This window comes from Hymenobacter gummosus, from assembly GCF_003970915.1.
GTDB lineage: Bacteria > Bacteroidota > Bacteroidia > Cytophagales > Hymenobacteraceae > Solirubrum > Solirubrum gummosum.
The window spans coordinates 258,136-283,989 of record NZ_RXOF01000002.1; the positions used below are offsets into that span (position 1 = coordinate 258,136).

Here is a 25,854-nt window from a genome sequence, read left to right on the forward strand (position 1 = left end):
CGCCCGCCGTGAATCGTGGCGCATTCTAGGAACGGTGGCGGCGGCGATGCCCGCAACGCGGACGATTCGCCAACGACTTAGCGCAGCAAGGTCACCGTGCCGCGCTGCACGATGCGGCGGCCGGTTTCGTCGGTGGTTTCGAACTGGAAGGGAAACACCTGCGGGGCCGCTTCCACGCCGCGGATGCGGCCGTCCCAGGTCTGGCTGCGCTCAGTGGCGCGGAATACAACCAGGCCGCTGCGGTCGAACAAGGTGAAGCTGAACGACTTCAGGAAGCGGCCCTTGATTTCAAGCACGTCGTTGAGCCCGTCGCCGTTGGGGGTAAAGGCCGTCGGGATGGCGAAGACGAGCTGGCGCGTGATGGAGGCCACGTTGCTGAACACCGTCAGGCCGGCGGTGGAAGTGGCGGCGAGGCGGTAGCGCAGTACCTGGCGGTCGGCGGGGGGCACGGGGGCCTGCACGGGGAAGGAGCCCGGGCTGACGGCGCTCCGGCTGATTTCGCGGCCCTCGGCGTCGAGCAGCAGCAGCTGGTACGTCCAGCCCGAGCCCTGGCCCTGGGGCTCGGTCCAGGTGAGGCCAATCTGGTTGCCGTCGCGGTCGAGGGCCAGGGCGGCCAGCACCGGCGGGCAGGCCGAGGCACCTTCGGTCGAGACGTTACCGCACGGGTCGCTGAGGCGGGCCGCGTAGCAGGGCACCCGCTCGGGACTTACCTCGCCGGGCTGGTCGACGACGGGCAACTGGGCGGGCACGGGCACATCCACCGCGGCGGTGCCCAGGCGGCGGCGCACCAGCAGGCGGCTGTCGGGGTCGGTGAGCGGGGTGGCCGGGTTGATTTCCACCGCGCCATCGACGCGGAAGGAGGCGGTGAGCAGCGGGGCGGGCGGGGCCTGGTTGGCCACCGTCTGCACGCTGCGCTCCACGGATTCGGAAGTAGCGCCGGGCGAGCGGGCCACCACCCGGTAGCGGTAGGTGACGCCGCAGGTCACGGCCTGATCGAGGTACTCGCGCTGGGCGGCTGCCACGGTGGCCAGGGGCTGGTCGTTGCGCAGCACCTGGTAGTCGGCCACGGGGCTCCCGGCGCGCTGCGTCCAGCTGAGGCGGTTCTGGCGGTTGGCGGAGCTTACCTGCAAATCAACCGGGCAGAGCGGGGCCGAGGGCAGGCTCAGCACCCCGCAGGCATCGGTGAGGCGCAGGCGGTAGCAACTGGTGAGGGCGCCGCCAGGCACGGTGTAGCTGCTGGCCGTGGCCGGAATATCCGCCAGGCGCTGAAAACCACTGCCAGCGTCCTGCTCCAGCACGTAGCGGTACTCGCTCTGCAAGGGCCCGAAGCTGAGCAGCAAATCATTGCCCTGCACCTGCAGGCGCGGCAGCAGCGGCACGACGGGCGCGGGCTGGGCGGGGTAGTTCAGGGAGGTCGAGCCCTCGCACAAACGGGCGTCGGTGTAGTTGCCGAAGACGGTAATGGTGGTGGCGCCGGGCGCGGCGGTGTAGACGGCGCCGGCCGGATTGGTTACGGCCTGGCGCGGGCCGCTGCCCACCTGCACCTCGTAGCGGATGTTGGCCTGGGCGTTGGTGAGGCTAACGTACACCTGGCTGCGCGTGGAGCCGCAGTAGGCGAAGGTGAAGGTGGGAGTCGGGCGGGTGCGGACCTCGAAGAGCCGGGAAAACTGCTGGCCGCTACCACAGGGCGGGCCGGGAGTGGGGTTGAGCGTCGCCTGCTTGATGATAAGCTGGCCGGTGGTCTGGCCCGGGGGCAGAGGAGGAACCGTTCGGGTAGTGCTGGTATCGGGTACGGCAAGACAATCCAGCGCGTACCGGACGTTGGCCGGGTTGTAATTCTGGCCGCTACAGTCGCGGAGGCGAATGGTGGCGCCGGCGCAGAGCACGGTGCGGGTCTGGCCCGGAATATCGAGGGGTTGACCAGACGCGTCGTACACCCGAAAACAAGACGTAGGACCAAAGCAGTCGGACGGGCATACCTGGGCGGTGGCAGCAGTGCCGGCCCACAGTAGCAGCAACGTCCAAACGGCGAGTACGCGAAACATCATGGCTGAGCCAACGCGGGTCGGCCGGTTTTCATATGTAGGCAGCGGCATCAAGTACGAAATTGGTCCGGCGGCGGGTCAGGTTAAGCCCAGCGGTGGGCGCGCACAAATTGTGCCGCAGCGTGCAGATCGGGGTAAAGCACCCGGTCGCGGGCCATGAAGGGCACCTGCAGCTGGAAGGCCGCTACTACTTCTTCGAGCACCTCGGAGGAGCGGGCGGGGCGGCGCAGGGCCAGGGCCTGCACGGCGTTGAGTAGCTCGATGCCGAGCACCTGCTCGGTGTTTTCGATGACGCGCAGGGCCTTGGTGGCCGCGTTGGCGCCCATGCTCACGTGGTCTTCCTGCCCGTTGCTGCTCACGATGCTATCCACCGAAGCGGGGGTGCACAGCTGCTTGCTCTGGCTGACGATGCTGGCGGCGGCGTACTGCGGAATCATCATCCCCGAGTTCAGGCCCGGCTCGGCCACCAGGAAGGGCGGCAGGCCGCGCTGCCCGCTGATGAGCTGGTAGGTGCGGCGCTCCGAAATCGAGCCCAGCTCGGCCACCGAAATGGCGAGGAAATCGAGGGCCAGGGCCAGGGGCTGGCCGTGGAAGTTGCCGCCGGAGAGGATGGCGTCGGTTTCGGGGAAGATGTTGGGGTTGTCGGTGACGGCGTTGCACTCCGTCTCGACCACGCCGGCCACGTACTGCACCGCGTCGCGGGAGGCGCCGTGCACCTGGGGCATGCAGCGGAAGGAGTAGGGGTCCTGCACGGCGGTTTTTTCCTGCTGCTGCAGCTCGCTGCCGTGGAGCAATTCGCGCAGGTGGCGGGCCACGCTGAGCTGCCCGGCGTGGGGCCGGATGCGGTGCAGGCGCTCATCGAAGGGCTCGGGGCGGCCATCGAAGGCTTCGAGGGAGAGGGCGCCGATAACGTCGGCGGCTTCGAGCAGGCGCCGGGCGCGCAGGGTGCAGTGGGCGGCGTAGGCCAGCATAAACTGGGTGCCGTTGAGCAGGGCCAGGCCTTCCTTGGCTTGCAGCTCGATGGGCTGCCAGCTGAACAGGTGCAGGGCGTCGGCGGCCTGCAGGCGGTAGCCCTCAAACTGCACCTCGCCCAGGCCGATGAGGGGCAGGCACAGGTGAGCCAGCGGGGCCAGGTCGCCGCTGGCGCCGAGGGAGCCTTGCTGGTAGACGACGGGGTGAATGCCGCGGTTGTAGAAGTCCAGCAGGCGCTGCACGGTGCGCAGCTGCACGCCGCTGTGGCCGTAGCTCAGGCTCTGGGCCTTCAGCAGCAGCATGAGGCGCACCAGCTCGGCGGGTACTTCCGGGCCCGTGCCGCAGGCGTGCGACATCATCAGGTTCTGCTGCAGCTGGCCGCGGTCCTCGGGCGAAATGCTGGTGTTGCAGAGGGCGCCGAAGCCGGTGTTGATGCCGTAAATCAGCGCGTCGGACTGCTCGAGGCGGTCGTGCAGGTACTGGTGGCAGCGCTCGATCCGCTGGCGGGCGTCGTCGCTGAGGGCCAGGGGGCGCTGCTCGCGGAGCACTTGCTCCAGGGTGGTCAGGTCGAGGTAGGTGGCGGGACTGAGGTGAAACGTGTCGGGCATGGGGTGAAGCGCGGCCGGGCTAGGGGTGGGCGGCCGTTTGGGAGCCGGAAGCTACGAATTTGCGGGTGGACCGCACGGGCGCCTCACCCCGCGGCCCCTTCCCCTTCAGCGAGGGGGGCGTTCTGGCGGCAGCGGCTGGGCGGCAGAGCAGCACGGGCCAGCTGGCGGGCACCAACTACTAATGGACGAGCCGTTAGGCGACGCGGAAGCGTGCTTAGCCAGTGCGGAGCAGGGCTTAGATGTTGCGGAAGGCCTATTAGGCGGTGCGAAGCAGGGCTTAGGCGGTGCGGAGGCGGTCCAAATCGACGCGGAGCACCTCTGAATCGGTGCGGCGGTGGGCTGAGAGCAGGCGAACCGGGCTAGATGCCGCGGGCTTTGAGCATGCGGTCCAGCGCGGTGCCGGGGCGCACGAGGGGGCGCAGCTCCGCGTAGGGAATAGTGGTATTGTTGGCGTAGTGCAACGCGTAGGCGGTCAGCGCATAGTCGTCGTACAGGGCGTGCAGACCAGTAGGCGTTAGCAGAAAAGAATCGGGCAGGGGTGGTACAGTTTCCCAGTGCCACTCGTGCTTTTCTTCCAAATCAGGGTAGTCGTGTCGCAGGTGCCGGGCCAGCAGCTTCCGCAGGGCCGGCTCGGCACCGGGGCGCAGCAAGGCCGCCATCCGTACTTTTCGGCCGGTGGTCAGGTCTACGATAACGCCGTGTTGGCTATTTGTGGGATGGTTACCACCGAAGTAGAAGCTGCTCGTCCAAACGTTGTAGGACAGCAAGCCATAATCGTTGAGCGTCACCCACGTGCTCTGGCTAAGTTCCTGGCACGGGTCCTGCAGCAGCCACCGGCGCAGCGTGTCGCGCCGGGCGGCGGGGGGCGGGGCCTGCCAGCGTGCCAGCCGCAGCGAATCGGCGCGCAGCAGGTGCAGAAACTCCGTGGAGTAATACGGCTGCGAGCGGCCCGGCTCATCGGGGCAGTAGTAGCCGTGGGCGGTCAGGCGCGCCAGTTCGTAGCGCGTGGCCTGGGAATAGTCTTCTCGTAGCTGCACCTGCTGCCGCAGCAGGCCATGCACGGCCCGGCGGCGGCCCTGCAGCCGGCGGCCGAGCGGCCAGCTGAACTGCCATTCGATGCTGGCCGTGTCGGCAGCTGGGGCGTCATCAGGAATTCGTTCGCGCAGCACCAGCCGGCCACCGTGCAGGCGACGGAACAGCAGAGGGTGTTCGGTGGAATGCCGGGCGTAGCGGTAGTACCAGCTGCCGGACCAGTACTCGCGGTACGGCTCGACCCGCAGATTGGCATAAATCGACAGGTGCACCACGATGGCCTGCCCGTTGAGCGTCCCGACGTAGCGGCGGTAGGTGTGCGGGTGGGCCAGCGAATCGCCTTCTTCCGGGTCGTAGGTGACAAAGTGGACGGATGTATCGGCCGGAATTTTCTGCCAGTTTCGCCTCAACTCGGCTTCGTCGGCTGCCATGGCGGCCGACAAAGCTGGGTCTACCGCTTGGTCCTGCTCCCGGGTGGGGGAAGAAGGGGGAACTGGGGCGGCCGACGCTGGTTGGGCGGCGGGCGCCGGGGCCCGAAACGGCGGCTGGGGCTGGCCGAGCCAATAGCCCGCCAGCCCCAGCAGCAGTAAAGTGGCCGTTCCCAGGAGCTTATCGGCCTGGTTCAGCGGCGGGTTCATGCCAGCCCTTGCAGCGTAGCCACCACTTCAGCGGCGGGCACGGTTTGCTCCGAGCCGGCGCGCATGTCGCGCAGCTTCACCACGCCCTGGGCCCGCTCTTCGGAGCCAGCCAGCAGCATGTAGCGGATGCCGCGCTTGTCGGCGTACTCGAACTGCTTGCGCAGCTTGCTGACTTCCGGGTACAGCTCGGCCGACAGGCCCGCCTCGCGCAGGCCGCGCAGCAGGGGCAGCAAAGCCGGCCGGCCCTCCGCGTCGAAGTTGGCCAGCAGGCAGAGCGGGGCCGAAACGGCGTCGGCGGGAAACAGCTCCAGGGTTTCGAGCACGTCGTAGATGCGGTCGACGCCGAAGGAGAAGCCCACGCCCGAGAGGCCGGGCAGGCCAAACGAGCCGGTGAGGTTGTCGTAGCGGCCGCCGCCCGAGATGCTGCCCATCTGCACGTTGTTCACCTTCACCTCGAAGATGCAGCCGGTGTAGTAGCTCAGCCCGCGGGCCAGGGTCACGTCGAAATCGAGCCGCTCGAAGTGCTCGAAGCCGAAGTCCTGCAGGTACTGCTGCACTTCGGCCAGGTCCTGCAAGCCCTTGGCCGGGCCAGCGGCGGCATCCTGCAGCGTCCCGTCGGCCCCGAACATGCTGCGCAGCGTTTCCAGCTTTTCGGCAAACGAGCCGCCGACCTGTAAGTAGGCAAACACCTTATCGATGGCCGCCTGCGGGAAGCCGCGTTCCAGCAGCTCCTTGGTCACGCCGTCCTGCCCGATTTTGTCGAGCTTGTCGATGGCCACGAACAGGTCCGACTCGCGGCCCACGCCGCCGAGGGCCTGGTAAATGCCCGACAGCACGCCGCGGTGGTTGATTTTGATCGAGAAGTCCGTCAGGCCGAGCGACGTCAGCACCTCGTCAATCATCAGCACGATTTCGGCCTCGCAAAGCAGGGAGTTGGTGCCCACCACGTCGGCGTCGCACTGCACAAACTCGCGGTAGCGGCCGCGCTGCGGGCGGTCGGCGCGCCACACGGGCTGGATCTGGTAGCGCTTGAAGGGCAGGGTGAGCTGGCCGCGGTTCATCACCACGTAGCGGGCGAAGGGCACGGTGAGGTCGTAGCGCAGGCCTTTTTCGGCCACTTTCGGCAGGGTAGCCTTGGAGCCCGCCGCCAGGTCTTCGGCCGTGACGGGGCCTTTCTTACCGTTGAGGAAGTCGCCGGAGTTGAGGATTTTGAACAGCAGCTGGTCGCCCTCGTCGCCGTACTTGCCGGTCAGCACCGACAGGTTTTCCATGGTCGGCGTTTCGAGCGGGGCGAAGCCGAACTTCTCGAACACGCGGCGGATAATGCCGAAGATATAGTTGCGCCGGGCCACCTGGACGGGACCAAAGTCGCGGGTGCCTTGCGGAATGCTGGGTTTCTGAACGCTCATTCGTCAGGAAAGGAAAGCGGGAAGTAGGCCGCGAAGGTACGGCCCGAAACGAACAAGGTCCGCCGGTTTTCGGCGGACCTTGCGTGTGAGGTAGGCGGGCGGCTACTGAATCACGAGCTTGTGGCGGGCCTCACCAGCGGCCGAGCGTACATCGAGGGTGTACACGCCGGCGCGGTACGGGCTCAAATCGAGCGTGACCGGGGCGCCGGGGGAGGCGGGCAGCTGCCGCGTCAGCAGCAGGCGGCCCAGCGCGTCGTGCACGCGTAGCTCGGCGGCCGGACCTGCCGGCAGGTGCAGCCGAAACTGGCCGTCGGCCGAAGGGTTGGGCATTACCTGCACGGCCAGGGTTTGCAGGCGGGCGGTGGCCAGGGCCGGGCCGCTGTACTTGTTCATGCCCGTGCCGCCCACAATAAAGCCAGACGTGTCTACTGTCAAAGCGGCCGACCACCCGACCGTGGGACTCACAAAATCCACCAATGCATGGTTGAGGTTGGTTTCGAGCGGCGTCCAAGTCTGGCCGTCGTCAGTAGAGTAGGAAGAGCCAGCCCCGGAGCCTGGGCTGGTGCTCAAGCTGGCGAAACCAGTAGCTACGTAGGTGCGCGTGCCCGGAACGGCGTCGAGGCCGACGCCGCGGTAAGCGCCGGTGGGCTGAACGAACGTCCAGCTAACGCCGCCGTCACCCGTACGTAGCAGCGAGCCGGCGGAGCATACAATCAGGCCGTTGCGGGCATCGCGGAAAGCCATTGCTTGCACATCATCGGGAAACAGGCCCGGGTCGCTCACTGCCCAGTTCTGACCCGCGTTGGCCGAGTAGAAGACGCGCCCTAGGTTGGTGGTAAACCATACAGAGGTGCCGGCCAGTGCAATGCGGGGCCGCCCTCGGTATATAATTTCACCGCTCTGCGCCGCTGGTATGTTGCCCGCAGGCACGGTCACCCAGGTGCCGCCGCCGTTGCTGGTGGTGTAGATTTCAAACCTCCCACCGACGGTTTCGCCGATAGTCACGCCCTCCGTAGCATTGAAGAAGCGGACGTAGGTGGGAAAGCTGCTGGTGCTGACAAACTGTGACAAGTTGCTGCCTCTCCACCAGGTCTGACCGCCATCAGTGGTTTTGAGTAGGTGCTTGCCGTTGACGCCGGGCGTACCGGTGCTACTGGCTAAGGCGGCCCAGGCCGTGTTGGCGTCGAGTGCTTGGAAATCGGTGATAAACTCAGCCGGGCTCATTACCTCCCGGAGAAGCCAATTCTGGCCACCATCGGTGGTGCGGGCAAACCACCGCGACCGGCCAGTCAGAACTGCATTTTCTTCCACCACCGTCGTCCAGGCCACGTTTGCGTCGATGGCGGAAATAATCAGGTTGAAGTTGGAAGGTCTGGCAAACTGAATAGGGCGACTCAGCCACTGCCCCGACGCCGAAAGGCTTCCGGCCAGTAGGCCGAATAGGAGTAAGGTTCTCTTCATATAGTGAACTGGTTATGAACTGCCGCCGCGGACTGTGGTAAGGTAAAAAAACGGCGGGGTAGCTTAACGAACTGTTTTTTTCTCAGCCCCGCGCCGGGCCTGGTACAGCACCGAGGCGGCCAGCGGAGCCTTCAGCGCGGCCCGGATGCCCGAGCGGCCCAGGGCCTGGTTGGTCCAGTCGTTGCAGGTGCGCAGGGCGTGGTAACGGCCCCGGGCGTAGAAGAAAAAGTCCTCCGGGGAGTAGCCCGCTTCGTTGCGCAAGGTCCAGCGTCCCACGGAGTCCGGTGCGAAGGACTGCTCCACGTAGCCCGTCAGGCGCTGGTACTGGGCCACCGAGATGCGCAGCGGCACTACCCGCGCTCCGGCCCGGGGCGCGTGGCGGTAAAAATCGACGTGCATGAGGGTGGGGCCGGGCAGCAGGGCGCGCAGCACGGTGCCGGCCTTGGGAAACTTGCCGCCGTACGACTCCAGGTAAAACCGCTCGTTGCCCCAGCCGAAGGCCACGTACTCGTACTGCCCGAACCGGGCCGTCAGCGCAGGCTGGCCCAGGCGCTGCAGCCAGTCCTGCCCAGTGCGCGGCTCCCGCAGCGGCAGCACCACGTCGGTGTGCATCCCATTCGATACCACGAAGATGGGCACCCCGTCGGGCGTGGGGCGAAAGTCGGCGTGGCGCGGCACCAGCGTACCGCCCATCAGCAAGGCAACGAAAACGGCAAAAGCGGGCATCAGCAGACGAAGGGCGCGGCTCAGCAAACGCATACGCGGCGGGTTAGGAGCCCGGCCGGGGCGGCTGGGTAAGGTTCATCCCGACTGCCCGGCTTGGTAACCCGCCACCCAAAGGCAAGCCCGGCCCCGCAGTGGGTGCTGCGGAGCCGGGCGGGGCGGGGGAGGAGGGAATAAAGTGCGCCTACAGCTGCACGATGCGCGGCACCTGGCGGCGGTGCAGGCGGGCCACCGTCAGCACGTAGCGGCCGGCGTTGCCCACCTTGGCGGCGGTGCTGGCGGGGCGGGTGGCCGGGGGCACGCAGGCTACCGCGGCTCCGAAGGGCGTCAGCTCCACCGCGCCGAGGGCTTTCTGCGGCTGCTGGGCGGTGAGGCCCACCACCGGGCGCAGCGGCTCGTAGCCCAGCACGGTGGTTTGCACGCGGTACTGGCCCAGGGGCACGTTGCGGAACTCGAAGGTGCCGTCCGGGCGGGTGGCAGCGGTGGCTACGTAGGCCCCGTCGGCGGCGCGCAGCAGCACCACGTTGGCCAGCGGAATGGGCTCGTGGGTGGCCCCGTCGAACAGGGCGCCGGTGAGCTGGCCTTGGGCAGCGGCCTTGCGCCCGGCAGCCGGGGCGTACATCGTCACCAATGCCAGGGCCAGGGCGGCGAAGAAGAAACGGAGAGCAAAGGAGGTTTTCATAGCAGTTGTGTGGGGTTGGAAGCGGAAAGAAGCGGGGCGCCGGCGGGCTCGGTAGGCAGCCGTGGTACTGCTTGGGCGGGGCCGGTGGTTCGGCGGGCGGTGGCTTGGCAATCAAGTGCTTAGCGCGTGCCCTCCTGGGTTGTTTTGAACGTTGCAAAGGTAGCCCAGGTCCGCGGCGTGCTACAATCGCACGATGATGTGGGCGGGCTGTAGATCAGCGTTTAACGCCCGTGGTACGGCTTTTTCGGGCTGAAAAAAGTGCCTGGCGGCGCAGCCATCCGTAGCAGGCCGCCCGGCCCTGACATACTTGGGTGATGCCACCCAAAAAACAACCGACCGCCGCGCCGGGCAAAGTCGAGCACCTCCACTGCCAAGCCTGGGTTTTACACTCATTCACCAGCACCCGGAATCCTACGTGTAAGGCGCTACGACTGTGCGCGGCGCAACGGTCGGCGTTTGTTGGGTAGTTGGCACTGGGTAGGTGGTAGCACGACGTGGCCAGCACGAAATCCTACTACCAGCTACCCATTACCTACTACCACTTACCCCCCGAAGCCGCCCCCGCCACCCTGCGGCGCATTCTCGATTTTCTTCGGCGGCTTGTTTTTGCCCAGGTACCAGCTCAGGCCCAGGTAGCCCACGCGCGACTCCCACTTGTTGAAGCTCGTGGCGGCGTACTGCTGCTCGGGCGTTTGCACGAAGGACTCGGTGCGGCCGCGCAGGGTGTTGAAAATGTCCGACACGCGCAGCGTCAGGGCTGCCCGGTCGTTGAACAGGCGCTGGCGCAGGGCCACGTCCACCGAGCCCTGCGGGGCGTAGCGGCCCTGCGAGGTGATGGTAGCCGCCCGGTACGTGCCCGTAAGCTGAATGTCCAGCTTCGGGGTGGGGGTGAAGGAGTTCATCACCCGGGCCGTGCCCGATACCGTCCGCCGGCTCGATTCGTTGCCGGTGGCGGCCGTCACGTTGGTTTGGAACAAGGAGCCGTTGGCCGTCAGGCGCCACCACTTGGCCAGGGGCTGGTTCAGGCTCAGCTCGGCCCCGTAGCTGTAGGCCTCCCCGAAGTTCTGGGCCGACTGGGCGGTGATGAGGGCGCCGTCGCCGTACTTCTGGCTGGCCTCCTCATCGATGAAGGTCAGGCGCTGGATGGCGTTGGTGGTCTGGCGCCAGAACAGGGTGCTGGTCACGTTGGTCTGGCCCAAGGTCATCTGGTGGCCCAACTCCAGGGCGTTGATGTACTCGGGCCGCAGCTTCTGGTCGCCGATGCGGTAGCTGCGCTGGTCCTGCCAGAGCTTCAAGGGCAGCAGCTGCATGAAGTTGGGGCGGTTCAGGCGGCGCGAGTAGCTCAGCTGCAGGCGCTGGTCGTACTTCTTGATGTTGCGCACCAACGAGCCCGAGGGAAACAGATTCAGGTACTGCAGGCGGAAGGGGCCCGGGCCGTTTTCCACGGCGCCGCTGGTGTTGGTGTACTCGGCCCGCAGCCCGCCCTGCACGCTCCAGGGGCCCATTTCGCGCTGGTAGGTGGCGTAGCCGGCCTGGGTATACTCGCTGAAGTCGTAGGCGTAGGAGCGGTCGGCCATCCGGTCGAAGCCGCCGTCGGGGCGCTGCTGCAGAAAGTCGCCGGTGCCGCTGTTGGTTTGGTACTGACCCTTCAGGCCCGCGTCGAGGCGCACTTTCTCGCCCAGCGGGTGGGTGTAGTCGACCTGGCCGGCCACCCCGTGCAGGCTCACCAGGAACTGCTGCCGCCACTCCAGCAAATCGGCGGTGGCGCTGCCCTCGGTGTTGCGCTGACTCACCAGCACGTCGGCGTCCAAGTACGTGTAGGTGGCGCTGGCCGACAGGGTCCGGCCCTTGTGCTCGTCCCAGGTGCGGCGGTAATCAGCCGTCACGTCGGCATTATCGAAGTTTTCGCGACTGGTGAAGGCGCTGTTGATTTGCCGGGTGCCCGCGGCGTTGGTGATGGTGGCCGCCTGCGTGCCGCTGTTCAGGCCGCGGTTGAAGTTGGGCTGCACCGCCACCGTCAGGCTCTGGTTGGCCGGCAGGGTGAGGTCGAAGCCCAGGCGGCCGCCGTAGTTGCGGTTGTGGCGCAGGTTGCGGCCAGTCTGGTAGGTTGTCACCCGCTCGCCCTGCAGGGTAGCGTCCTGGTCGGTGCTCTGGCGGCTGCGAAACAGCATGTCGCGTCCGTCGGCCGAGCCGAAGTAGTTCACCTTGCCGGCCCGGCGGTTCAGGCTCAGGCTGCCGTTGTACTTGTCCTGGGTGCCTACCGTGAGGGTGGCCTGCCCGTTCCAGCCGTCTTTTTTCTGCTTTTTCAGAATGATATTGATGACCCCGCCGGCCCCGGCCGCGTCGTAGCGGGCCGAGGGGTTGGTCACCACCTCCACCTTCTCGATGCTGCTGGCCGGAATCTGCTCCAGCCGATTGCCCCCGCCGCCGTTGGCCGCGCCCGAGGGCTTGCCGTCGATGAGGATGGTCAGGTTGGAGGAGCCGCGCATGCTCACCGTGCCGTCGACGCCCACCGTAACTGAGGGCACATTCTGCAGCACGTTCACGGCCGTGCCGCCCACGCTGCTCAGGTCTTTCTCCACGTTGATGACCTTCTTATCCAGGCTTTCCTGCACGGCGGCCTTCTCGCCGGTCACCGTCACGCCCTTCAGCTCCGTCACCACCGGGCGCAGCACCACGCTGCCCAGCGTTACTTCGGCGCCATCAGCACCCACCGTCACGGGCCGACGCAGGGGCTGATAGCCCAGCACCGTAGCCCGCAGGGTGTATTTACCGGGCGCCACCTTCTCCAGGCGGAAGCGGCCGGTTTCGCCGGTGGCCGTGCCCGTGGCCAGCGTCGAGTCCTGGGCCCGCAGCAGCACCACGTTGGCGAAGGGCAGGCCCTGCTGGTTGGCGCCGTCGAGCAGGGTACCCGTTACCGAGCCGGGCGTCTGCGCCAGGGCGGCCAGCGGCAGGCCGGTAGTCAGCGCCGCAATGCCCAGGGCTCGGAGAAAGGAAGTCGTTTTCATAGGTCAGAAAGGGGGCGGTGAATGGTGTCGGCGGGAGGCCGAAAGTGTACTGCTGGTTAGGATAGTACCTTGCAAAACAAGGTACATGGCCTGAAAAAAGGCGGATTGCTCCGCGGGTTAGGTTTTTGGCAGAATTGCCAGAGCGAGTTGGCTTCTGTCCGTCCCGGCTCAAGAGGCAGGCGTATCGGTTACTCTGATACGCCTGCGGCCGCCGGGTGCACGTGACCAGTAACCGGTCGGCGCTGGACTAGCTGGAATAGGAGGGCAAGCAGGAGCGAAGCAGCTTAGGGGCGAGTGGCCAGGGCCATGGTCGTGGCCGTGCGCTGGGCAGCCTGGCTCGGAATCATCCCGTAGGCACCCAGGTCGATTACGTCGCGGCCGGCAGCCAGGGTTATTTCTTCGCGGATGGGCTGGTAGCCAGCTACTTCAATGTGCAGCACGTAGCGGCCGAAGCGGGCCCGGTCGAGGCGGAATTCGCCGTTGTCGGCCGTCAGGGCGCCGGCTACGAGCTGCGCATTGTCCTGGCGCATCAGGGCCACGGTGGCCTGGCTCAGCGGCCGGCCGGTGTACTGGTCGAGCAGCACGCCGGTAAACGAGCCGGTGATGTTGACGGAGCTGCCGGCTACCGGATTTTCGGCCAGATGGGCCGTGGCAGGTTGCGAGGCGGAAGCGGCCATCAGGCCAGCGCCCAGCAGGACGCGGTTCAGCAGGGAGAGGAACATGGTTTGGAACGGAAAAGGTTACACGAACAAAGGTGCCATCGGGCAGCTAGCGGCCGCGGTTCCGCCTACGACTGTCCACCCAGCCCGGGCGGGCTGGTACTATAATCCGGACTGATTATCAGCTGCCTGAGTCAGCTTGCGGATTTTACGCCTCTCCCGGGGCCAGCAGCTGCCCGGGGGCGCTGCGTCCCGGCCGGTTGCCGGGCTTCTCCGGAGGAGTGGTGTGTTTCAGTGTTTCAAAGGTAATGATAGGTACTTTGTAACGCAAGGTACTGGGTAATTTTTTTTATTGTTAATCTTCAATCAATCGGTAAAGCGCTGAAATCGAGCTTCTGAGGGGGTAGATGGAAAAGCGTGAGGAGCCGTTGCCTGAGTGAAAAGAAATTTCTGGCCGGCGGCCAAGCGCTGAAAGGAGAGGAGAAGTCAGCCGACGGCCGCGGTTCCGCCGGCCTTTTCACTCACCATTCATCCTTACAGACTACGAAGTGATTCGTAGGATGCACGGAAAATCAGATTTGGTGAATATTTTTTTCGGCTGGCACCAGAGCCGCCCGTTCGACGGCTCCGAAAACGGCCTCCGGCGGCAGCAGGGGCGTTTCGAGGGGATAGATGCGGGCGTTGCCCGGGCCGTTGCCTGGGATATAAAAAAATAACCGCCGACCCGGGAAGGTCGGCGGTCAAGCAAAAAAGCGGGGTGGGCGCGGCCTACTTGCCGGCCGGCACTACCTGCCCGTTGCGGAAGGTTTTCTTCTGCTGCACGGTCTTGCCATCGGGCCCGAAGTAGCTCCACACGCCGGTTTCACGGTTGCTACGGTACTGCCCGGCCACTTCCGCAGTGCCATCCTCGCGCAGCTGCCGGTAAGGCCCGAACTTCGAGCCGGCCTTCCAGGTGGTTTCGCTGCGCAGCTTGCCCGAGGCGTAAAATTCCTGCTCCAGGCCGGTAGCGCGTCCACCTTCGTAGCTGAGCTTGCGCTGCACTTGCCCGTTGGGGTGGTAGCTCAGCTGCTCGCCGGTCAGGCGGCCGTTGGTGTAGGTTTCCTTGCGCTGCACCTGCTTGCCGCCGGGGTAGAAAGTGCGCCAGGTGCCGCTGCGCAGGTTGTTCTTGAACTCCTGCTCCTCCTTCACGCCGCCCTCCTCGAAGTACAGCGTGGCCTTGCGGTCCTTGCCCAGGTTGGCGTAGCTCACGTCCTGCTCCGGCTTGCCCGACTCGTATAAGTAATGCGCCGTGCCGTTGAGCACCCCGGCCTTGTAGTTCTGGGTGCTTTTCACCTTGCCGCTTTCGTAGTAGGTTTTCACCAAGCCCTCCAGGTTGGCCGTGCCGGGCGCCAGCTGCTGGGCCCGCTTGGTGAGGTCGTCGCCCAGCGGGTTGGTCACGGTGCGGGTGGCGGCGGGGGCGGGCACGTAGTTGCCCTCGGTGCGCAGCTTGCCCGAGGGGTAGTAGGTCTTGATGGTACCGCGGCCGGTTTTGTCCATGCTCACATCGGTTTCCAGCTGCCCGTTTTCGTACCAGGTCTTGTAGGCCCCGGCCAGCAGGCCGTTGCGGTAGCTGCCCTCGCTCTGCAGTTGCCCGCTGGGGAAGTAAGTGCGCACCGGTCCGTTGGGCTGCCCCCCGGCGTAGCTGATTTCCACTTGCGGCTTGCCCGAGGCGTACACCTGCCGCACCACCCCGCTGGGCTGGCCCTTGTCGAGCGTGGTTTCCAGCTTCAGCTCCCCCGAGGGGTGGTACATTTTAATCGTGCCGGTGGGCTGGTCGTCCTGGTAAGTGCCTTCCTGGGCCACTTTGCCGGTCTGGTAATAGGTGCGAAACGGCCCCTGCCGCTGCCCGTCCCGAAAGGTCACTTCCAGCCGCCGCTGCCCGCCTTCGAAAAACTCCACGTAGGCGCTGTCGGGCTTGCCGCCGCGGTAGCCGGTCTGCACTTCCAGCTTGCCCGAGCGGTAAAAGCGCTTGTAGCCGCCTTCCAGCACGGTGTCGCGGCCCACCAGGGCGTGGTACACCTCGCGCTTTTTGGTGCGGGTGGTGTCGTAGTAAGTCGTCAGGATGCGCGGGCGCTGGGCCAGGGCCTCGTGGGCGCCGAGCGTGAGCAGCGTCAGCAAAAGCAGCAGTATTCGATTCATGCCCGCAAAAACGCAGAAATTCTGCCAATCGTGCGAATCACGGATTTTAGCGGATTTGACGGATTGCACGGATTTCGTGGACGATTGTGGCCTAGGCATGGGCTGCCACGACTCCGCAGCCGTGGCAATGCTGCTCCTAAGCGGCCGACGTAAAGCGTAGGCTCGAACCAGGGATGTAGCACGAAACCCTCGGGTTACCACGTAAAAAAAGTGGAGCCACGGCCTCAGGCCGTGGCTCCACAACGTCCGGACGATAATCGTCCACAAAATCCGTGTAATCCGAAAAATCCGTTTGAATCCGTGATTATAGCTTCTCGAACACCAGCGAGCTGGCACCGCCGCCGCCGTTGCAGATGCCCGTCACGCCGATTTTACCGCCTTCGTTCTGCATCACGTTCAGCAGCGTGGTCACGATGCGCGCGCCCGAAGCCCCCAGCGGGTGGCCCAGGGACACGGCCCCGCCGTACACGTTTACCTTAGTGCCCTCCAGGTTCAGCAGCTTGTTGTTGGCCAAGGACACCACCGAGAAGGCCTCGTTGATTTCGTAGAAATCCACCTGCTCGGCCGACACGCCGGCGTGCTTCAGCGCCTTCGGAATAGCCAGCGCGGGGGAAGTGGTAAACCACTCCGGCGCCTGCTCGGCGTCGGCGAAGCCCAGCACCTTGGCCACGGGCGTCAGGCCCAGCTCCTCGGCCTTGTCCTTGCTCATCAGCAGCACGGCCGCGGCCCCGTCGTTCAGGGTCGAGGCGTTGGCCGCCGTCACGGTGCCACCCTCTTTGATGAAGGCGGGCTTCAGGCCCGGCACCTTGGCGAAATCAACTTTCAGGTATTCCTCGTCGTCCTCAATCACCACGGTTTTGCCGCGCTGCTCGATGGTCACCGGAATGATTTCGTCCTTCTTCTTGCCGGCCTTGGCCGCGTTGGCGCTGCGGGTGTAGCTTTCGATGGCAAAGGCATCCTGCTCCTCGCGGGTGATGCTCATTTCCTTGGCCGTATTCTCGGCCGCGTTGCCCATGGCGTAGTTGTGGTACGGGTCCCAGAGGCCGTCCTTCATCAGCCCGTCAATCATCTGTCCGTGCCCGTACTTGGCCCCGAAACGCGCCTTGTCGAGGTAGTAAGGCACATTCGACATGCTTTCCATGCCGCCAGCTAGCACCACGTCGGCCTGGCCCAGCATGATGGCCTGGGCGGCCATCATAATAGCTTTCGAGCCCGAGGCGCATACTTTATTGACGGTGGTGCACTCCACTTCGTAGCCGAGGCCGGCCTTAAGGGCCGCCTGCCGGGCCGGGGCCTGGCCGAGGTTGGCCGAAATCACGTTGCCCATGATGACCTGCTGCACGTGCTTGGGCTCCACGCCGGCTTTGTCGAGGGCACCTTTCAGCGCGATGCCGCCCAACTCCGTGGCCGAGAGCGAGGCCAGGGCGCCCCCAAACGAGCCGATGGGCGTGCGAACGGCCGAAATGACGTAGACTTCTTTGGTCTGCATGATGGTAAGAAACGAGTGGGAATGAGTGGGAGAATGCCGGCCCGGCCCGCAGCCCGGCGGCCCGCCAAAAATAGCAGGATTTTCCCGGGCTTCGGCGAAGCTGCCAAACGTTTGTTTGCCTGTTTAACTGAGAATCTACCAGGCAGGTTTCCGCGGATCAGGGCGGCGGGTGGCCCGGTGCGGAATTTGCTGCAAATACTGCTGCTCGGCGGCCTGCAGCGCATCCAGCAGCTGCTGAGCCTGGGCTTCGCTCAGGTTAGTCACCTGCTCACGCTGCCGGGTAATCAGGCGGTTATCGGCCCCGCCGGCGGCTTGGGCACTGGGAGACGAGCCCGACGGGGCGCCGGAGCCTTCCCCGCTGGCGTCCACGCCGCGCTCGGTGCCGCCCGTCGGGCCCTGCCCGGTGGCGCGGTTACTGCCTTGGCCGGCATCGGGGCGGCCACCGCCCCCGCTGCGGCTGCCCGCCGCGTCGGGGGCCGGGGTCGGCTGGGCGGCTCCGTTCGGGTTGGGCTGGTTCTGCTGGCCTCCGCCGGAGGCGGGCGGTGGGGGCGGAGGCGGTAGCTGTGGCGGATTACGGCGGCCTTGGTAAGGGCGTAGCAGCTCGTAGTTGTAGCGGGCCGCGGCGTTGCGGGGGTTATCCATCAGCGCCTGACGGAGCAGGGCCAGGGCTTGGGGGTAGTTGCCCTCGGCGGCGGCCAGGGTGGCCAGCTGCTGCCGGGCCACGCTGCGCAGCTCGCCCGGGGCATTCTGCAGAGCCCGGCCGTACGCTTCGCGGGCGGCCGCGGCCTGCCCGGCTCGGGCGTAGGCGTGGCCGAGGTCCAGGTGCAGCTGCGGGGAGTTGCTGCCCAGTTCCCGGGCGCGGGCGTAAGCCGCGGCGGCAGCGGGATAGTCGCGGCGGGCGTAAGCGGCAGCTCCGGCCTGCTGGGCTTGGTTGGCCTCGTAGACGCGCTGGAAAGCGCCCCACCAGCCGCCGCCAATCAGAAGCAGCACTGCGAGTAGAAGCCGCGTCATGGCTTGATAACGGTAACGGTGAGCACCACGTCCAGGGCCAGCAGTAGCAGTGCGGCGGCTAAGGGGTAGGCATAGCGGTTATCGGCCACCGTGACGGTGCGCACCTGCTGGGCTTGGCCCTCCAGGCGCCCCAGGGCCCGCAGCAGCAGCGGAAACTCGTCGTGACGGTCGGTCAGCTCTACGTAAATACCGCCGGTGGCCTCGGCCAGGCGCCGCAGCGGGGCCGCCTGCAGGCGCGTGACGGCCGGTTTGCCCTGGGCGTCGCGCACGTAGCCACCCGGGCGCGGCATGCGGCCACCGGCCGCAGTGCCCACGCCCACGGTATACAGGCGCAGGCCGCTGCGCGTCAAATCGCGCAGCACCGCCTCCATGCTTTCGCCGAAGTCCTCCCCGTCGCTGACCAGCACCAGGGCGGTGGCGCGGGGCGGAGCGCCGGCGCTTGGGCCGGCCGTAGCGGCTTGGCGCGTCAGGGCCAGCGTCAGCGGTTGCGCCAAGTCGGTGCTGCCGGGCGGTACGAGGCGGGTATCGAGGGTGTTGAGCAGCAGGAGCAGGGCCTCCTGGTCGTAGGTCAGGGGGCAGTGCACGTAGGCGTCGGAGCCGAATACGATGAGCCCGATACGGTCGGCCGGGAAGCGCTGCACCAGCTCGGCCAGCTCGGCCCGGGCTTTCTGCAGGCGCGAGGGGGCCACGTCGTCGGCATCCATGGAGCGCGACAAATCCACCAGCAGCCACAAATCCTTGCCGGCGGTGCGCACGGCCCGCTGCGTGAGGCCGTAGGCCGGGCCCAGCAGCGCCAGCAGCAGCAGGCCGAAAGCCAGCAGCCGGGGTAGCAATTTCCAGCCCGTGCGCCAGGCGCGCTGCCCCAGCGGCCGGGCCAGCCGGGCCGTGCGCAGCAAATATCCCGCGTACAGCAGCAGAGCCGCCGCGGCCAGCAGCGTTTCGCCTTGTGCCCAGGAATACAGCCAAGTAAGCATCAGCAACGGAGCCCGGCTGAGCCGGGCGAAGTCAAAGATAACGGCCCAGCGCGGCGCAAATGCACATTTTTTTTCGGCGACGGCGTTGTTTTGTAAAAGTGGCTTGTATATTTGCTGCCCCGAAGGGCAAGCGGCCCGACGGATAAATACTCAAACACGGAGAGGTGGGTGAGTGGCTTAAACCAGTAGTTTGCTAAACTGCCGTAGCTCTAAAGGCTACCGGGGGTTCGAATCCCCCCCTCTCCGCTTTCCTTAATGAAGAATGAGGAATTAACAATGAGGAAGATTTTCTTCATTCGTAATTCTTCATTCTTCATTGCATTTCGGGGTGTAGCGTAGCCCGGTATCGCGCCTGCTTTGGGAGCAGGAGGCCGCAGGTTCGAATCCTGCCACCCCGACCACCGGCTGAGCCGTCTGCCCACTGCGCGTGCGGTGGGCGGCTTTTGTTGGTTTTTGGCCCCGTTAGCTCAGCTGGATAGAGCATCCGCCTTCTAAGCGGACGGTCAGGAGTTCGAATCTCTTACGGGGTACACTTATTAAATGCCGGGCGACCCGGAAATCTGCTTCTCGCGCTGCGAAAGTGGGTTTCCGGGTTTTTTGCGTCTGGGGGTACTCGGCCTTCGGAGCGCGAATCTTTCACTCAAGAGCGGGAGGTACGCCCCCCGTCACGCCCCCTACCATTATGGTAATCCAATTCATTCTCCGCACCGACAAGAAAGACAAGGCGGGCCGGTGCCCCGTGCATTTGGTGGTGTACTTCGATGGACTGCGCCTGAAAGCGGCCACCGGAGAAAAGTGTAAGCCGGCGGAGTGGAACGCCGACCGGCAGCAGTTCCGCGGTTCCTACACCTTGGCCGAGGAAGCCAATGATCTGCTGAGGCTGATGGCGGGCAACGTGCTGGCGTGGTGGCGCGGAGTACGGGCGCGGGGTGAGGCGCCCACGTTGGCCGGGCTGAAAGCGGCGCTGCGGCCGGTGGTAGCCGATGAGCCAGCGCCGGCGTTGTCGTTGGCGCGGCTGAGTGAGGCGCATGGGCAGACGATGCGGGCGCGGGGGTATGCGAAGCACACGCTGCGGCAACGGCGCACGTTGGGCAACTGGCTGGCGGCCTACGAGGCGGCGCGGGGTGAGGCGTTGGACCCTGGTACCTACGACCTGGCGGCGCATGACCGGCTGCTCGCCTACCTGCGCTTCGACAGGAAGCTGGCCCCGAATACGGTGGCTACGGTGGTGCGCGGGTTGAAGGTACTGTTACGTTGGTGCAGGGACGAGCGGGGCATCAAGGTGCCACTGGAGCTGCGGAAGCTGCAGGGCAAGCACACGGACGCGCCGAAAATCTGGCTTACGGCGGCCGACCTGGCCGCGCTGGCCGGGGCAGTATTGCCGACGCATCTGGTACGGGTGCGGGACGTGCTGCTGTTTTGCTGTTACACCGGGCTGCGGTACTCAGACGTACTGCAGCTGCAGCCGGGCAACGTGGAGTACTGGGACGGGGGGCGGGTGTTGCGGCTGGTGCAGACCAAAACGCGGGCAGCAGTGAGCATCTACCTGACGGAGGCGGCTGGCGCCATCATCGACAAGTACGCCGCCCAGGATGGGCCTCGGGCACGGCTGTTGCCGGTGCTGGCCAATCAGGTGATGAACCGGGGGCTTAAACAAGTGGGCAAGTACGCCGGCCTCAACGCGCCGGTGGTGGTGGCCCGGTTGGAGGCGTCGGCGGGGGGCGGGGCGTTGGAAATGGTGAAAACGTCGGCACCGAAGTATGAACTCCTGACCATGCACACGGCCCGGCACACCTTCGCCACCCAAAGCCTGCTGCGCGGGATGCCGGTGGAGGTGCTACAGAAAATTCTGGGGCACTCGAACATCAAGACGACGCTCATCTATGCAAAGATTGTCGAGGATTTTCAGCACCAGACGATGCGGCGCGTGTGGGAAAATCAGGGTGCTGGGGCTGACAGCGTGGGGGCTCTGGATAATCAGATCTGCGCGGTAGCGCCCTCAGCTGCTTGAGTGTATTTCAATGCTACTACATCACGGCCCGCCAACTTGGCGGGCCTTTTTTGTGATGAATCAGATAAAACTACTGGGTAATGCAGCGTGGCTTGCTATACCGAATGGCTTGTTAGCTGAACCATTATATCAATTCTGTTGATGGTGTTAGTTTATTATTGTGTGTTATTTGGCGTTTATTTAATATAAAACTTTATTATGTTTGAATAATGATTCGCTGCTTAATTACACTTTTGTACACGTTTTGTCTGCCTACTGCTTCGGCCCAAGTCCGAATTAGCGCAGCGCAGGTATTGCGGCGGCCGGCAGCTGCGCCCTTAATAGTGCTGCAACCTGGGGCGGCTCAACAACTTGTGCGGGTGCTGCGGGTGGTAGATGCCGACACCTACGAAGTGGAGGCGCCGGGCGGCCGGGCGCGGGTGCGGCTGCTTGGGGCGGATGCCCCGGAGCAGGACCAGCCTTTCGGGCGGCAGGCGGCGGCCGAAGTGTCGGCGTTGGTGCTGCGCCGCTACGTGTGGCTGCGGGTGCAGGGCTTGGACGCCTACGGGCGCAACCTAGCGGCGGTGCGGCTGCGGCCGGCGGCTTTCAGTGGGCAGGCCACGGTGGCGCTGGATTCGCTGCTGGTGGTGCGCGGCTGGGCCTGGGCGTACTCGCCGGGGCAGGCGGTGGCGGATCGGGCGGTGCTGCAGCAGCGGGCCCAGGACGCGGGCCGGGGGCTCTGGAAATGCGGCCCGGCCGCCCCGGTACGGCCGGGCGTGTGGCGGGCCTTCAATCGACAAGAAAAAAGTTCGCACTGGGGTAGCTGCTCCTGGTGAGGATGCGCGCGAAACAGCAGCTGGTCATTTCTTTCACTCAACCCTTTTTTCAAGATGGCACGGATTCGTAGCATCCTCGGCGACATCGAAGGCAGCGCCGGGCAACTGACGTTCTCGAAGCAGAACGGCCAAAACATCATGCGTCAGAAGGTGGGCAGCAACAGCAGCAACACCCCGGCGCAGCAGAACACGCGCAGCCGCTTCAAGCTGCTCGCGGACCTCTACAAGAAGCTGGCGCCGGTGCTGACGCTGGGCCTGAAACCGGTAAACGGCCAGTCGGCATACAACCGCTTCCTGGGCCAGAACTTCGCCGTGACGGAGGCCGACGCACAGAACGTGGCCAGCATCGACTACCTGCAGATGCTGATTTCGGCGGGTGCCGTGGAGCCGCTGGAGGACTTCGCAGCCACGAAGGCCCAGGCGGCCAGCGACACGGTATCGGCCAGCTGGACCGACAACAGCAACGGCGCTGGCGCCCTTGCTGCCGACACGGTGACGGTGGTCGTCATCAACAAGCAAACCGGCCTGGTGGTGGCTGACGCGGAGGGTGCCGTTCGTTCGGACGGTAGCCTGGACGTGAGCAACGCCCGCCTCGCGGGTGTGGCCGCGGCTAACCTAGTGGCCTACGGCTTCGCCCGCCGCTTCGACGGCAGCGACGCCAGCGCCACGGCTATCGAGCAGGTAGCGTAGGCCCTCAGCTGTCACCCGAACAAAAAAGCCTCGGCCGGATGGTCGAGGCTTTTTTGTGTTCTGACGGGATGGGGTAGCTAGAAGGACCCTAGGAGCAAGCTAGGAGCAAGCTAGGAGAAGCCTGGGAGAAGCTTCGATGTATTGAATGGGTACATTTATGGTACTTTAGCTTTGAAGCTAATGAACAAGTTCTATTAGTCACGATTGGAATCCGGGGTGCAGACGCAACAATTGAACGCAATAGACCCATTAGGGCAGCTTCGGCACCTAATGGGCTACATTCATCACGTCGATAAAACAGACGCTCCCGCCGTGATGGCCGAAATGGCAGCCTTGCTGATTCATCAACTGGTGCTGCGTGTAGGTTCGTGCCGGTATCAGCTGGCGGATATTGAGTTTTATCTGCACAGTAACTTACACCCAGATAGTTTCATTCATGGTGACCTAGAACAGCTACATTGCGGCCAATGGTACTACAACCGGGCCGGCGGGGTAGATCTGACGTTCGGCAACGGTACGGACGCCGGCGGCATTCTGATACGCGGCCTGCTTCGGCTGGATGAGCCGGGCGGTGTAGTGTACGGTCCGCAACGGGTACTGCGGGAGCTGGTGGCGGTGCAAGCGCCGGTGTGGGAACCTGCTGGTGGCTGGTGGTTGGAAGCTGCGAAGGGGCCAATTGGTATGATGTGGCAAGCAGAGCGGGTGAACCTAAAGCAACTGGATAGTCCCTATCGAAGTCTTCCCTACAGATTTCTGGGCCACGCCGAGTACCTGCGCAATCTGCCTACTTCGGTTCGAAGTAAGCTGTGGCGGGAACTGGGCTTGACGGCCGAACTCATCAACGCGGCGCAACATGGTTGAGGTACAGCAGCCAATGCCGGTGTACGTAGCGGATACTTTGGCGACTCGCTACCCTACTGCCGCCCCGGCGCTACGGACGGCGGTGGAAGTGGCAGGGTACCCGCTGATTGAGCTGGCGGGTACTCGGGACGTATGGGTGCGCGACTTTATGCCCGTGGCGGCTGGGGATGGCAGCAGTGTGCTGTTTCGGTATTACCCAAAATACCTGCGCCCAGCCCGGTGGCGGCCTACCATTACAGATGCTGCGCCTATTTGCGCGGCCCTGGGGGTAGCCGTGCGCCCATCGAACCTTGTGGTGGATGGAGGCAATGTGGTATGGGTGGGCCAGCGAGTTGTGTTGACGGACCGGGTATTCAGCGACAACGCCGGCCTGGCAGAACGGGAGGTGAGGCGTCGGCTGCTCGAGGAGTTGCAGGCGGAGGAATTGATCATCGTGCCGACGCATCCGCAGGACTTCACGGGCCATGTGGACGGGATGCTGTTTCCGGTGGATGAGCAGACCGTGTTGCTCAGCGCATATTCGCGGGAAAGACCGGCGTTTCGTGAAGGCCTGCACCAAGCTTTACAACAGGCTGGCTTGGTCTGGCAACTGCTGCCGTACAATCCCTACAGCAACGCTACCTATACCGACGCAGCTGGGGAATATGCCAACGCGCTCCGGCTAGGGACAGTGGTGCTGGTGCCGGTGTTTGGGCGTAAGGAAGATGACCAGGCCTTGCGGTGCTACGAGCAGGCATTTCCGCACCTTACCGTGCAGGGCGTGGCGGCGGCGGAATTAGCCCGCGACGGGGGCGCACTGCATTGCGTGACATGGCGGCAGCCATGAGCGGCTGGTTTATCGGCGGATGAGTAAGCGGCGAATTTCGGCCGCTGTAGCCTCTGCGGCTCCTTTGTCGCGTGCAGCCCAACTATGGGGGCTATCTTCCTCCCCGGTGGGGTAGCCGGCGGGGATGGGGGCACGGTACAAATGCAGGTAATAGAGCACCATGTTGTGCCAGGCGGGGGTGTAGGCGGCAGGAAGGTAGCCCCAGTGGCGAAACATCCGATGCTGGTAGAAATTAATGGCGAAGTTATCGGCGAGACGGGGTGACAAGCTTCCGGTGGTCGAAGTATGCTGCAGCAGTTCCCCGAACCGTTGGTGCATCGGCGGGCCGGTCAGGCCCCAGTGCTGCTCGCAATAGGTGTAACCGTTGAACACCCCCGCGAAACAGCAGATCCAACGTTGTGCTTCGCTAGTCAATAGGCTATCGTCCATAGGGAAAGTATATGTTTCTGCTCAAATTACTGGAGAATAGCATGAATGTGCGAATCGAATAAACGGCAACAGTCCGTGCATGGGGTGCACGGACTGTTGCGCCTTCGATGCTTGCAAAAGTTTTAAGCCGCTATTAGCGCCCGTTGGGTAGCGTAAGCACGCAACAGCCGGCGGTACTTCTTGCGGCCCTGATCCATCGTGGCGGCATCGGCGGACAACTCCACCACCCAGATATCGTGCGGGGCCTTCTTCTGGACGCCGATAATCACGAAGCGGTCAGCCTGCAGCACGTCGGAGTAAAACGCGGCCTGGCGGTCATAGTCGTAGGCTTCGACGGTGCCGACGAATTGCGCGTAATCCTTGCAGCTGGTGGTTTTGAAGTCCACGAGCACGCGGCGGCCTAGGCGGGGCGTGGTCAGCAGCAGGTCGGGGCGGATTTTGACGGTGAGGCCGGTTTCCTCGTGCACGGCGGTATGGGTCAGCTCGGCGGTGCCGCGGTAGAGTAGGTCGCGGCAGTAGCGTTGGCGGCGCACGGCGGCGGCCAGCGTCTCCAGCAGCGTGACTTGCGCCGGGGGAAGGTCGAGCGGGCGGGTGTAGCGGTCAGGCTCCAAAACGGCCTCGTGAAACGCGCTGCCGAAAATCAGGGCCTGGGTATTGGGGCTGCGGACCTTGCCCAGCAGCTCGGCGGCCAGATTGCTCAGGTCGGTATTGGAGACGTAGGGCAGGGCGCGGTGGGCGGCCTGGGTCAGCTCGGGGCAGGCGGTGACGGTGTGAAACATGGCGGGAGGTTAGAAAGGGCACTCGGGCGGAGTACCGCGTTTGAAGGATTGGGTATCGGGGTCGAAATAGACCGGCTCGGCGGTCTGGCCCTTAGCGCTGTTGGCCCCATAGGCCAGCGGCTGAATGTTCCAGATGTGGTAGCCGTGGGCGGGGTCTTTGCGGTCAATGCTCAGGGCGGAGGTGACGCGGCCGGTACGCTGGTGGTAGCCGGTCCACTCGCACCAGTCGCGGAAATTGTCGAGGGTGATGGTCCACTCGTGGCCGCGCTGCTTGGCCCGCTGCTTCCGCATCGAGTAGATGTAGGAAATCGGGTCATTGGCTTTTTGGGCCTGGTGGTGGTGCTTGGGGCAGAATTTCTTGTGCGCCCCGGCCTTGTTGCTGCACCCGTAGCGCAGGCACTTGCCCTGGCGGCGCTTGCGCTGCTCGGTGGTGCCGGTGACGGGCTTCCACCAGTGGGCGCCGGCAGCCACCGGCGCGGGCGGCGGGGGCAGCTGGGGCCGCCCGCTGGTGGGGCGGGCGGCCGGCTGGGTGGTGGCGGACAGGGCGCACACGG

The 25,854-nt window shown here is 65.0% G+C and carries 21 protein-coding genes and 3 tRNA genes; 8 read left to right on the top strand and 16 right to left on the bottom strand.

Translation table 11 applies throughout. The features are described 5' to 3' along the window. Nucleotides 1-77: 77 nt before the first annotated feature. From EJV47_RS04410 to EJV47_RS04470, 13 genes are all read right to left on the bottom strand, one after another. On the bottom strand, nt 78-2,048 hold the full coding sequence (locus tag EJV47_RS04410) for a T9SS type B sorting domain-containing protein (RefSeq protein WP_165903614.1): 1,971 nt from the start codon (nt 2,046-2,048) through the stop codon (nt 78-80). An 80-nt stretch (nt 2,049-2,128) separates the two neighbouring features. Next, entirely contained in the window at nt 2,129-3,625 is a 1,497-nt protein-coding gene (hutH, locus tag EJV47_RS04415; protein ID WP_126691932.1) for a histidine ammonia-lyase, read from the bottom strand. 359 nt (nt 3,626-3,984) lie between these two features. Then, a complete protein-coding gene (locus EJV47_RS04420) occupies nt 3,985-5,295 on the bottom strand; it encodes an RsiV family protein (RefSeq protein WP_126691933.1) in 1,311 nt (436 codons plus the stop codon). Beyond that, nucleotides 5,292-6,704, bottom strand: a complete 1,413-nt coding sequence (hisS, locus tag EJV47_RS04425) for a histidine--tRNA ligase (protein WP_126691934.1) — start codon at nt 6,702-6,704, stop codon at nt 5,292-5,294. The genes EJV47_RS04420 and hisS overlap by 4 nt, the downstream gene beginning before the upstream one ends. A gap of 102 nt (nt 6,705-6,806) precedes the next feature. After that, nucleotides 6,807-8,165 (bottom strand): YCF48-related protein, encoded by a 1,359-nt coding sequence (locus EJV47_RS04430; protein WP_126691935.1) that lies wholly within the window; start codon nt 8,163-8,165, stop codon nt 6,807-6,809. Nucleotides 8,166-8,228: 63 nt separating this feature from the next. After that, entirely contained in the window at nt 8,229-8,924 is a 696-nt protein-coding gene (locus EJV47_RS04435; RefSeq protein ID WP_126691936.1) for a TIGR02117 family protein, read from the bottom strand. Between the two features lie 148 nt (nt 8,925-9,072). Next, nucleotides 9,073-9,570 (bottom strand): carboxypeptidase regulatory-like domain-containing protein, encoded by a 498-nt coding sequence (locus EJV47_RS04440; RefSeq protein ID WP_126691937.1) that lies wholly within the window; start codon nt 9,568-9,570, stop codon nt 9,073-9,075. A gap of 542 nt (nt 9,571-10,112) precedes the next feature. After that, on the bottom strand, nt 10,113-12,578 hold the full coding sequence (locus EJV47_RS04445; RefSeq protein WP_126691938.1) for a TonB-dependent receptor: 2,466 nt from the start codon (nt 12,576-12,578) through the stop codon (nt 10,113-10,115). A 284-nt stretch (nt 12,579-12,862) separates the two neighbouring features. Next, nucleotides 12,863-13,300 (bottom strand): carboxypeptidase-like regulatory domain-containing protein, encoded by a 438-nt coding sequence (locus tag EJV47_RS04450; protein ID WP_126691939.1) that lies wholly within the window; start codon nt 13,298-13,300, stop codon nt 12,863-12,865. Nucleotides 13,301-14,005: 705 nt separating this feature from the next. Beyond that, complete coding sequence (locus EJV47_RS04455; RefSeq protein ID WP_165903615.1) at nt 14,006-15,415, bottom strand: toxin-antitoxin system YwqK family antitoxin; 1,410 nt, start codon at nt 15,413-15,415, stop codon at nt 14,006-14,008. Between the two features lie 304 nt (nt 15,416-15,719). Continuing rightward, nucleotides 15,720-16,904: an acetyl-CoA C-acyltransferase gene (locus tag EJV47_RS04460; RefSeq protein WP_126691941.1), complete on the bottom strand. Its 1,185-nt coding sequence runs from the start codon at nt 16,902-16,904 to the stop codon at nt 15,720-15,722. Between the two features lie 135 nt (nt 16,905-17,039). Continuing rightward, nucleotides 17,040-17,915, bottom strand: a complete 876-nt coding sequence (locus tag EJV47_RS04465; protein WP_207895826.1) for a hypothetical protein — start codon at nt 17,913-17,915, stop codon at nt 17,040-17,042. Continuing rightward, the gene (locus EJV47_RS04470) at nt 17,912-18,889 is read right to left on the bottom strand and encodes a vWA domain-containing protein (RefSeq protein WP_126691943.1); all 978 of its coding nucleotides are present in this window, start codon (nt 18,887-18,889) and stop codon (nt 17,912-17,914) included. The genes EJV47_RS04465 and EJV47_RS04470 overlap by 4 nt, the downstream gene beginning before the upstream one ends. Before the next feature lie 158 nt (nt 18,890-19,047). Between EJV47_RS04470 and EJV47_RS04475 the strand changes: the two genes are divergently transcribed. The 8 genes from EJV47_RS04475 to EJV47_RS04510 all read left to right on the top strand — a co-directional run bounded on the left by EJV47_RS04475 (nt 19,048) and on the right by EJV47_RS04510 (nt 24,092). Continuing rightward, a tRNA-Ser gene (locus EJV47_RS04475) sits at nt 19,048-19,135 on the top strand. A 78-nt stretch (nt 19,136-19,213) separates the two neighbouring features. Continuing rightward, nucleotides 19,214-19,290 (top strand) — tRNA-Pro (locus tag EJV47_RS04480). Between the two features lie 55 nt (nt 19,291-19,345). Beyond that, a tRNA-Arg gene (locus EJV47_RS04485) sits at nt 19,346-19,419 on the top strand. Nucleotides 19,420-19,571: 152 nt separating this feature from the next. After that, nucleotides 19,572-20,900, top strand: a complete 1,329-nt coding sequence (locus tag EJV47_RS04490) for a site-specific integrase (RefSeq protein ID WP_126691944.1) — start codon at nt 19,572-19,574, stop codon at nt 20,898-20,900. 323 nt (nt 20,901-21,223) lie between these two features. Then, nucleotides 21,224-21,715 (top strand): thermonuclease family protein, encoded by a 492-nt coding sequence (locus EJV47_RS04495; protein ID WP_243651008.1) that lies wholly within the window; start codon nt 21,224-21,226, stop codon nt 21,713-21,715. A gap of 54 nt (nt 21,716-21,769) precedes the next feature. Next, on the top strand, nt 21,770-22,405 hold the full coding sequence (locus EJV47_RS04500) for a DUF6266 family protein (RefSeq protein ID WP_126691945.1): 636 nt from the start codon (nt 21,770-21,772) through the stop codon (nt 22,403-22,405). Between the two features lie 270 nt (nt 22,406-22,675). Further along, a complete protein-coding gene (locus EJV47_RS04505) occupies nt 22,676-23,266 on the top strand; it encodes a hypothetical protein (protein ID WP_126691946.1) in 591 nt (196 codons plus the stop codon). Further along, on the top strand, nt 23,259-24,092 hold the full coding sequence (locus EJV47_RS04510; protein ID WP_126691947.1) for an agmatine deiminase family protein: 834 nt from the start codon (nt 23,259-23,261) through the stop codon (nt 24,090-24,092). The genes EJV47_RS04505 and EJV47_RS04510 overlap by 8 nt, the downstream gene beginning before the upstream one ends. Before the next feature lie 9 nt (nt 24,093-24,101). Here the strand turns inward: EJV47_RS04510 and EJV47_RS04515 are convergent, their stop codons facing one another. From EJV47_RS04515 to EJV47_RS04525, 3 genes are all read right to left on the bottom strand, one after another. Next, nucleotides 24,102-24,521: a hypothetical protein gene (locus EJV47_RS04515; protein WP_126691948.1), complete on the bottom strand. Its 420-nt coding sequence runs from the start codon at nt 24,519-24,521 to the stop codon at nt 24,102-24,104. A 122-nt stretch (nt 24,522-24,643) separates the two neighbouring features. After that, nucleotides 24,644-25,300 carry a PD-(D/E)XK nuclease-like domain-containing protein gene (locus EJV47_RS04520; RefSeq protein WP_126691949.1) on the bottom strand — a complete coding sequence of 219 codons (657 nt, stop codon included), beginning with the start codon at nt 25,298-25,300 and terminating at the stop codon, nt 24,644-24,646. A 9-nt stretch (nt 25,301-25,309) separates the two neighbouring features. Next, the gene (locus EJV47_RS04525) at nt 25,310-25,852 is read right to left on the bottom strand and encodes a hypothetical protein (RefSeq protein ID WP_126691950.1); all 543 of its coding nucleotides are present in this window, start codon (nt 25,850-25,852) and stop codon (nt 25,310-25,312) included. Nucleotides 25,853-25,854: the final 2 nt, after the last annotated feature.

What these genes read in the sequence shown, in the direction of transcription:
- hutH (WP_126691932.1), bottom strand. Translation starts at nt 3,625, where the DNA reads ATGCCCGACACGTTTCACCTCAGTCCCGCCACCTACCTCGACCTGACC.
- EJV47_RS04445 (WP_126691938.1), bottom strand. Translation starts at nt 12,578, where the DNA reads ATGAAAACGACTTCCTTTCTCCGAGCCCTGGGCATTGCGGCGCTGACT.
- EJV47_RS04460 (WP_126691941.1), bottom strand. Translation starts at nt 16,904, where the DNA reads ATGCAGACCAAAGAAGTCTACGTCATTTCGGCCGTTCGCACGCCCATC.
- EJV47_RS04470 (WP_126691943.1), bottom strand. Translation starts at nt 18,889, where the DNA reads ATGCTTACTTGGCTGTATTCCTGGGCACAAGGCGAAACGCTGCTGGCC.
- EJV47_RS04420 (WP_126691933.1), bottom strand. Translation starts at nt 5,295, where the DNA reads ATGAACCCGCCGCTGAACCAGGCCGATAAGCTCCTGGGAACGGCCACT.
- EJV47_RS04455 (WP_165903615.1), bottom strand. Translation starts at nt 15,415, where the DNA reads ATGAATCGAATACTGCTGCTTTTGCTGACGCTGCTCACGCTCGGCGCC.
- EJV47_RS04520 (WP_126691949.1), bottom strand. Translation starts at nt 25,300, where the DNA reads ATGTTTCACACCGTCACCGCCTGCCCCGAGCTGACCCAGGCCGCCCAC.
- hisS (WP_126691934.1), bottom strand. Translation starts at nt 6,704, where the DNA reads ATGAGCGTTCAGAAACCCAGCATTCCGCAAGGCACCCGCGACTTTGGT.
- EJV47_RS04465 (WP_207895826.1), bottom strand. Translation starts at nt 17,915, where the DNA reads ATGACGCGGCTTCTACTCGCAGTGCTGCTTCTGATTGGCGGCGGCTGG.
- EJV47_RS04515 (WP_126691948.1), bottom strand. Translation starts at nt 24,521, where the DNA reads ATGGACGATAGCCTATTGACTAGCGAAGCACAACGTTGGATCTGCTGT.
- EJV47_RS04505 (WP_126691946.1), top strand. Translation starts at nt 22,676, where the DNA reads ATGGGCTACATTCATCACGTCGATAAAACAGACGCTCCCGCCGTGATG.
- EJV47_RS04440 (WP_126691937.1), bottom strand. Translation starts at nt 9,570, where the DNA reads ATGAAAACCTCCTTTGCTCTCCGTTTCTTCTTCGCCGCCCTGGCCCTG.
- EJV47_RS04435 (WP_126691936.1), bottom strand. Translation starts at nt 8,924, where the DNA reads ATGCGTTTGCTGAGCCGCGCCCTTCGTCTGCTGATGCCCGCTTTTGCC.
- EJV47_RS04500 (WP_126691945.1), top strand. Translation starts at nt 21,770, where the DNA reads ATGGCACGGATTCGTAGCATCCTCGGCGACATCGAAGGCAGCGCCGGG.
- EJV47_RS04490 (WP_126691944.1), top strand. Translation starts at nt 19,572, where the DNA reads ATGGTAATCCAATTCATTCTCCGCACCGACAAGAAAGACAAGGCGGGC.
- EJV47_RS04410 (WP_165903614.1), bottom strand. Translation starts at nt 2,048, where the DNA reads ATGATGTTTCGCGTACTCGCCGTTTGGACGTTGCTGCTACTGTGGGCC.
- EJV47_RS04430 (WP_126691935.1), bottom strand. Translation starts at nt 8,165, where the DNA reads ATGAAGAGAACCTTACTCCTATTCGGCCTACTGGCCGGAAGCCTTTCG.
- EJV47_RS04510 (WP_126691947.1), top strand. Translation starts at nt 23,259, where the DNA reads ATGGTTGAGGTACAGCAGCCAATGCCGGTGTACGTAGCGGATACTTTG.
- EJV47_RS04450 (WP_126691939.1), bottom strand. Translation starts at nt 13,300, where the DNA reads ATGTTCCTCTCCCTGCTGAACCGCGTCCTGCTGGGCGCTGGCCTGATG.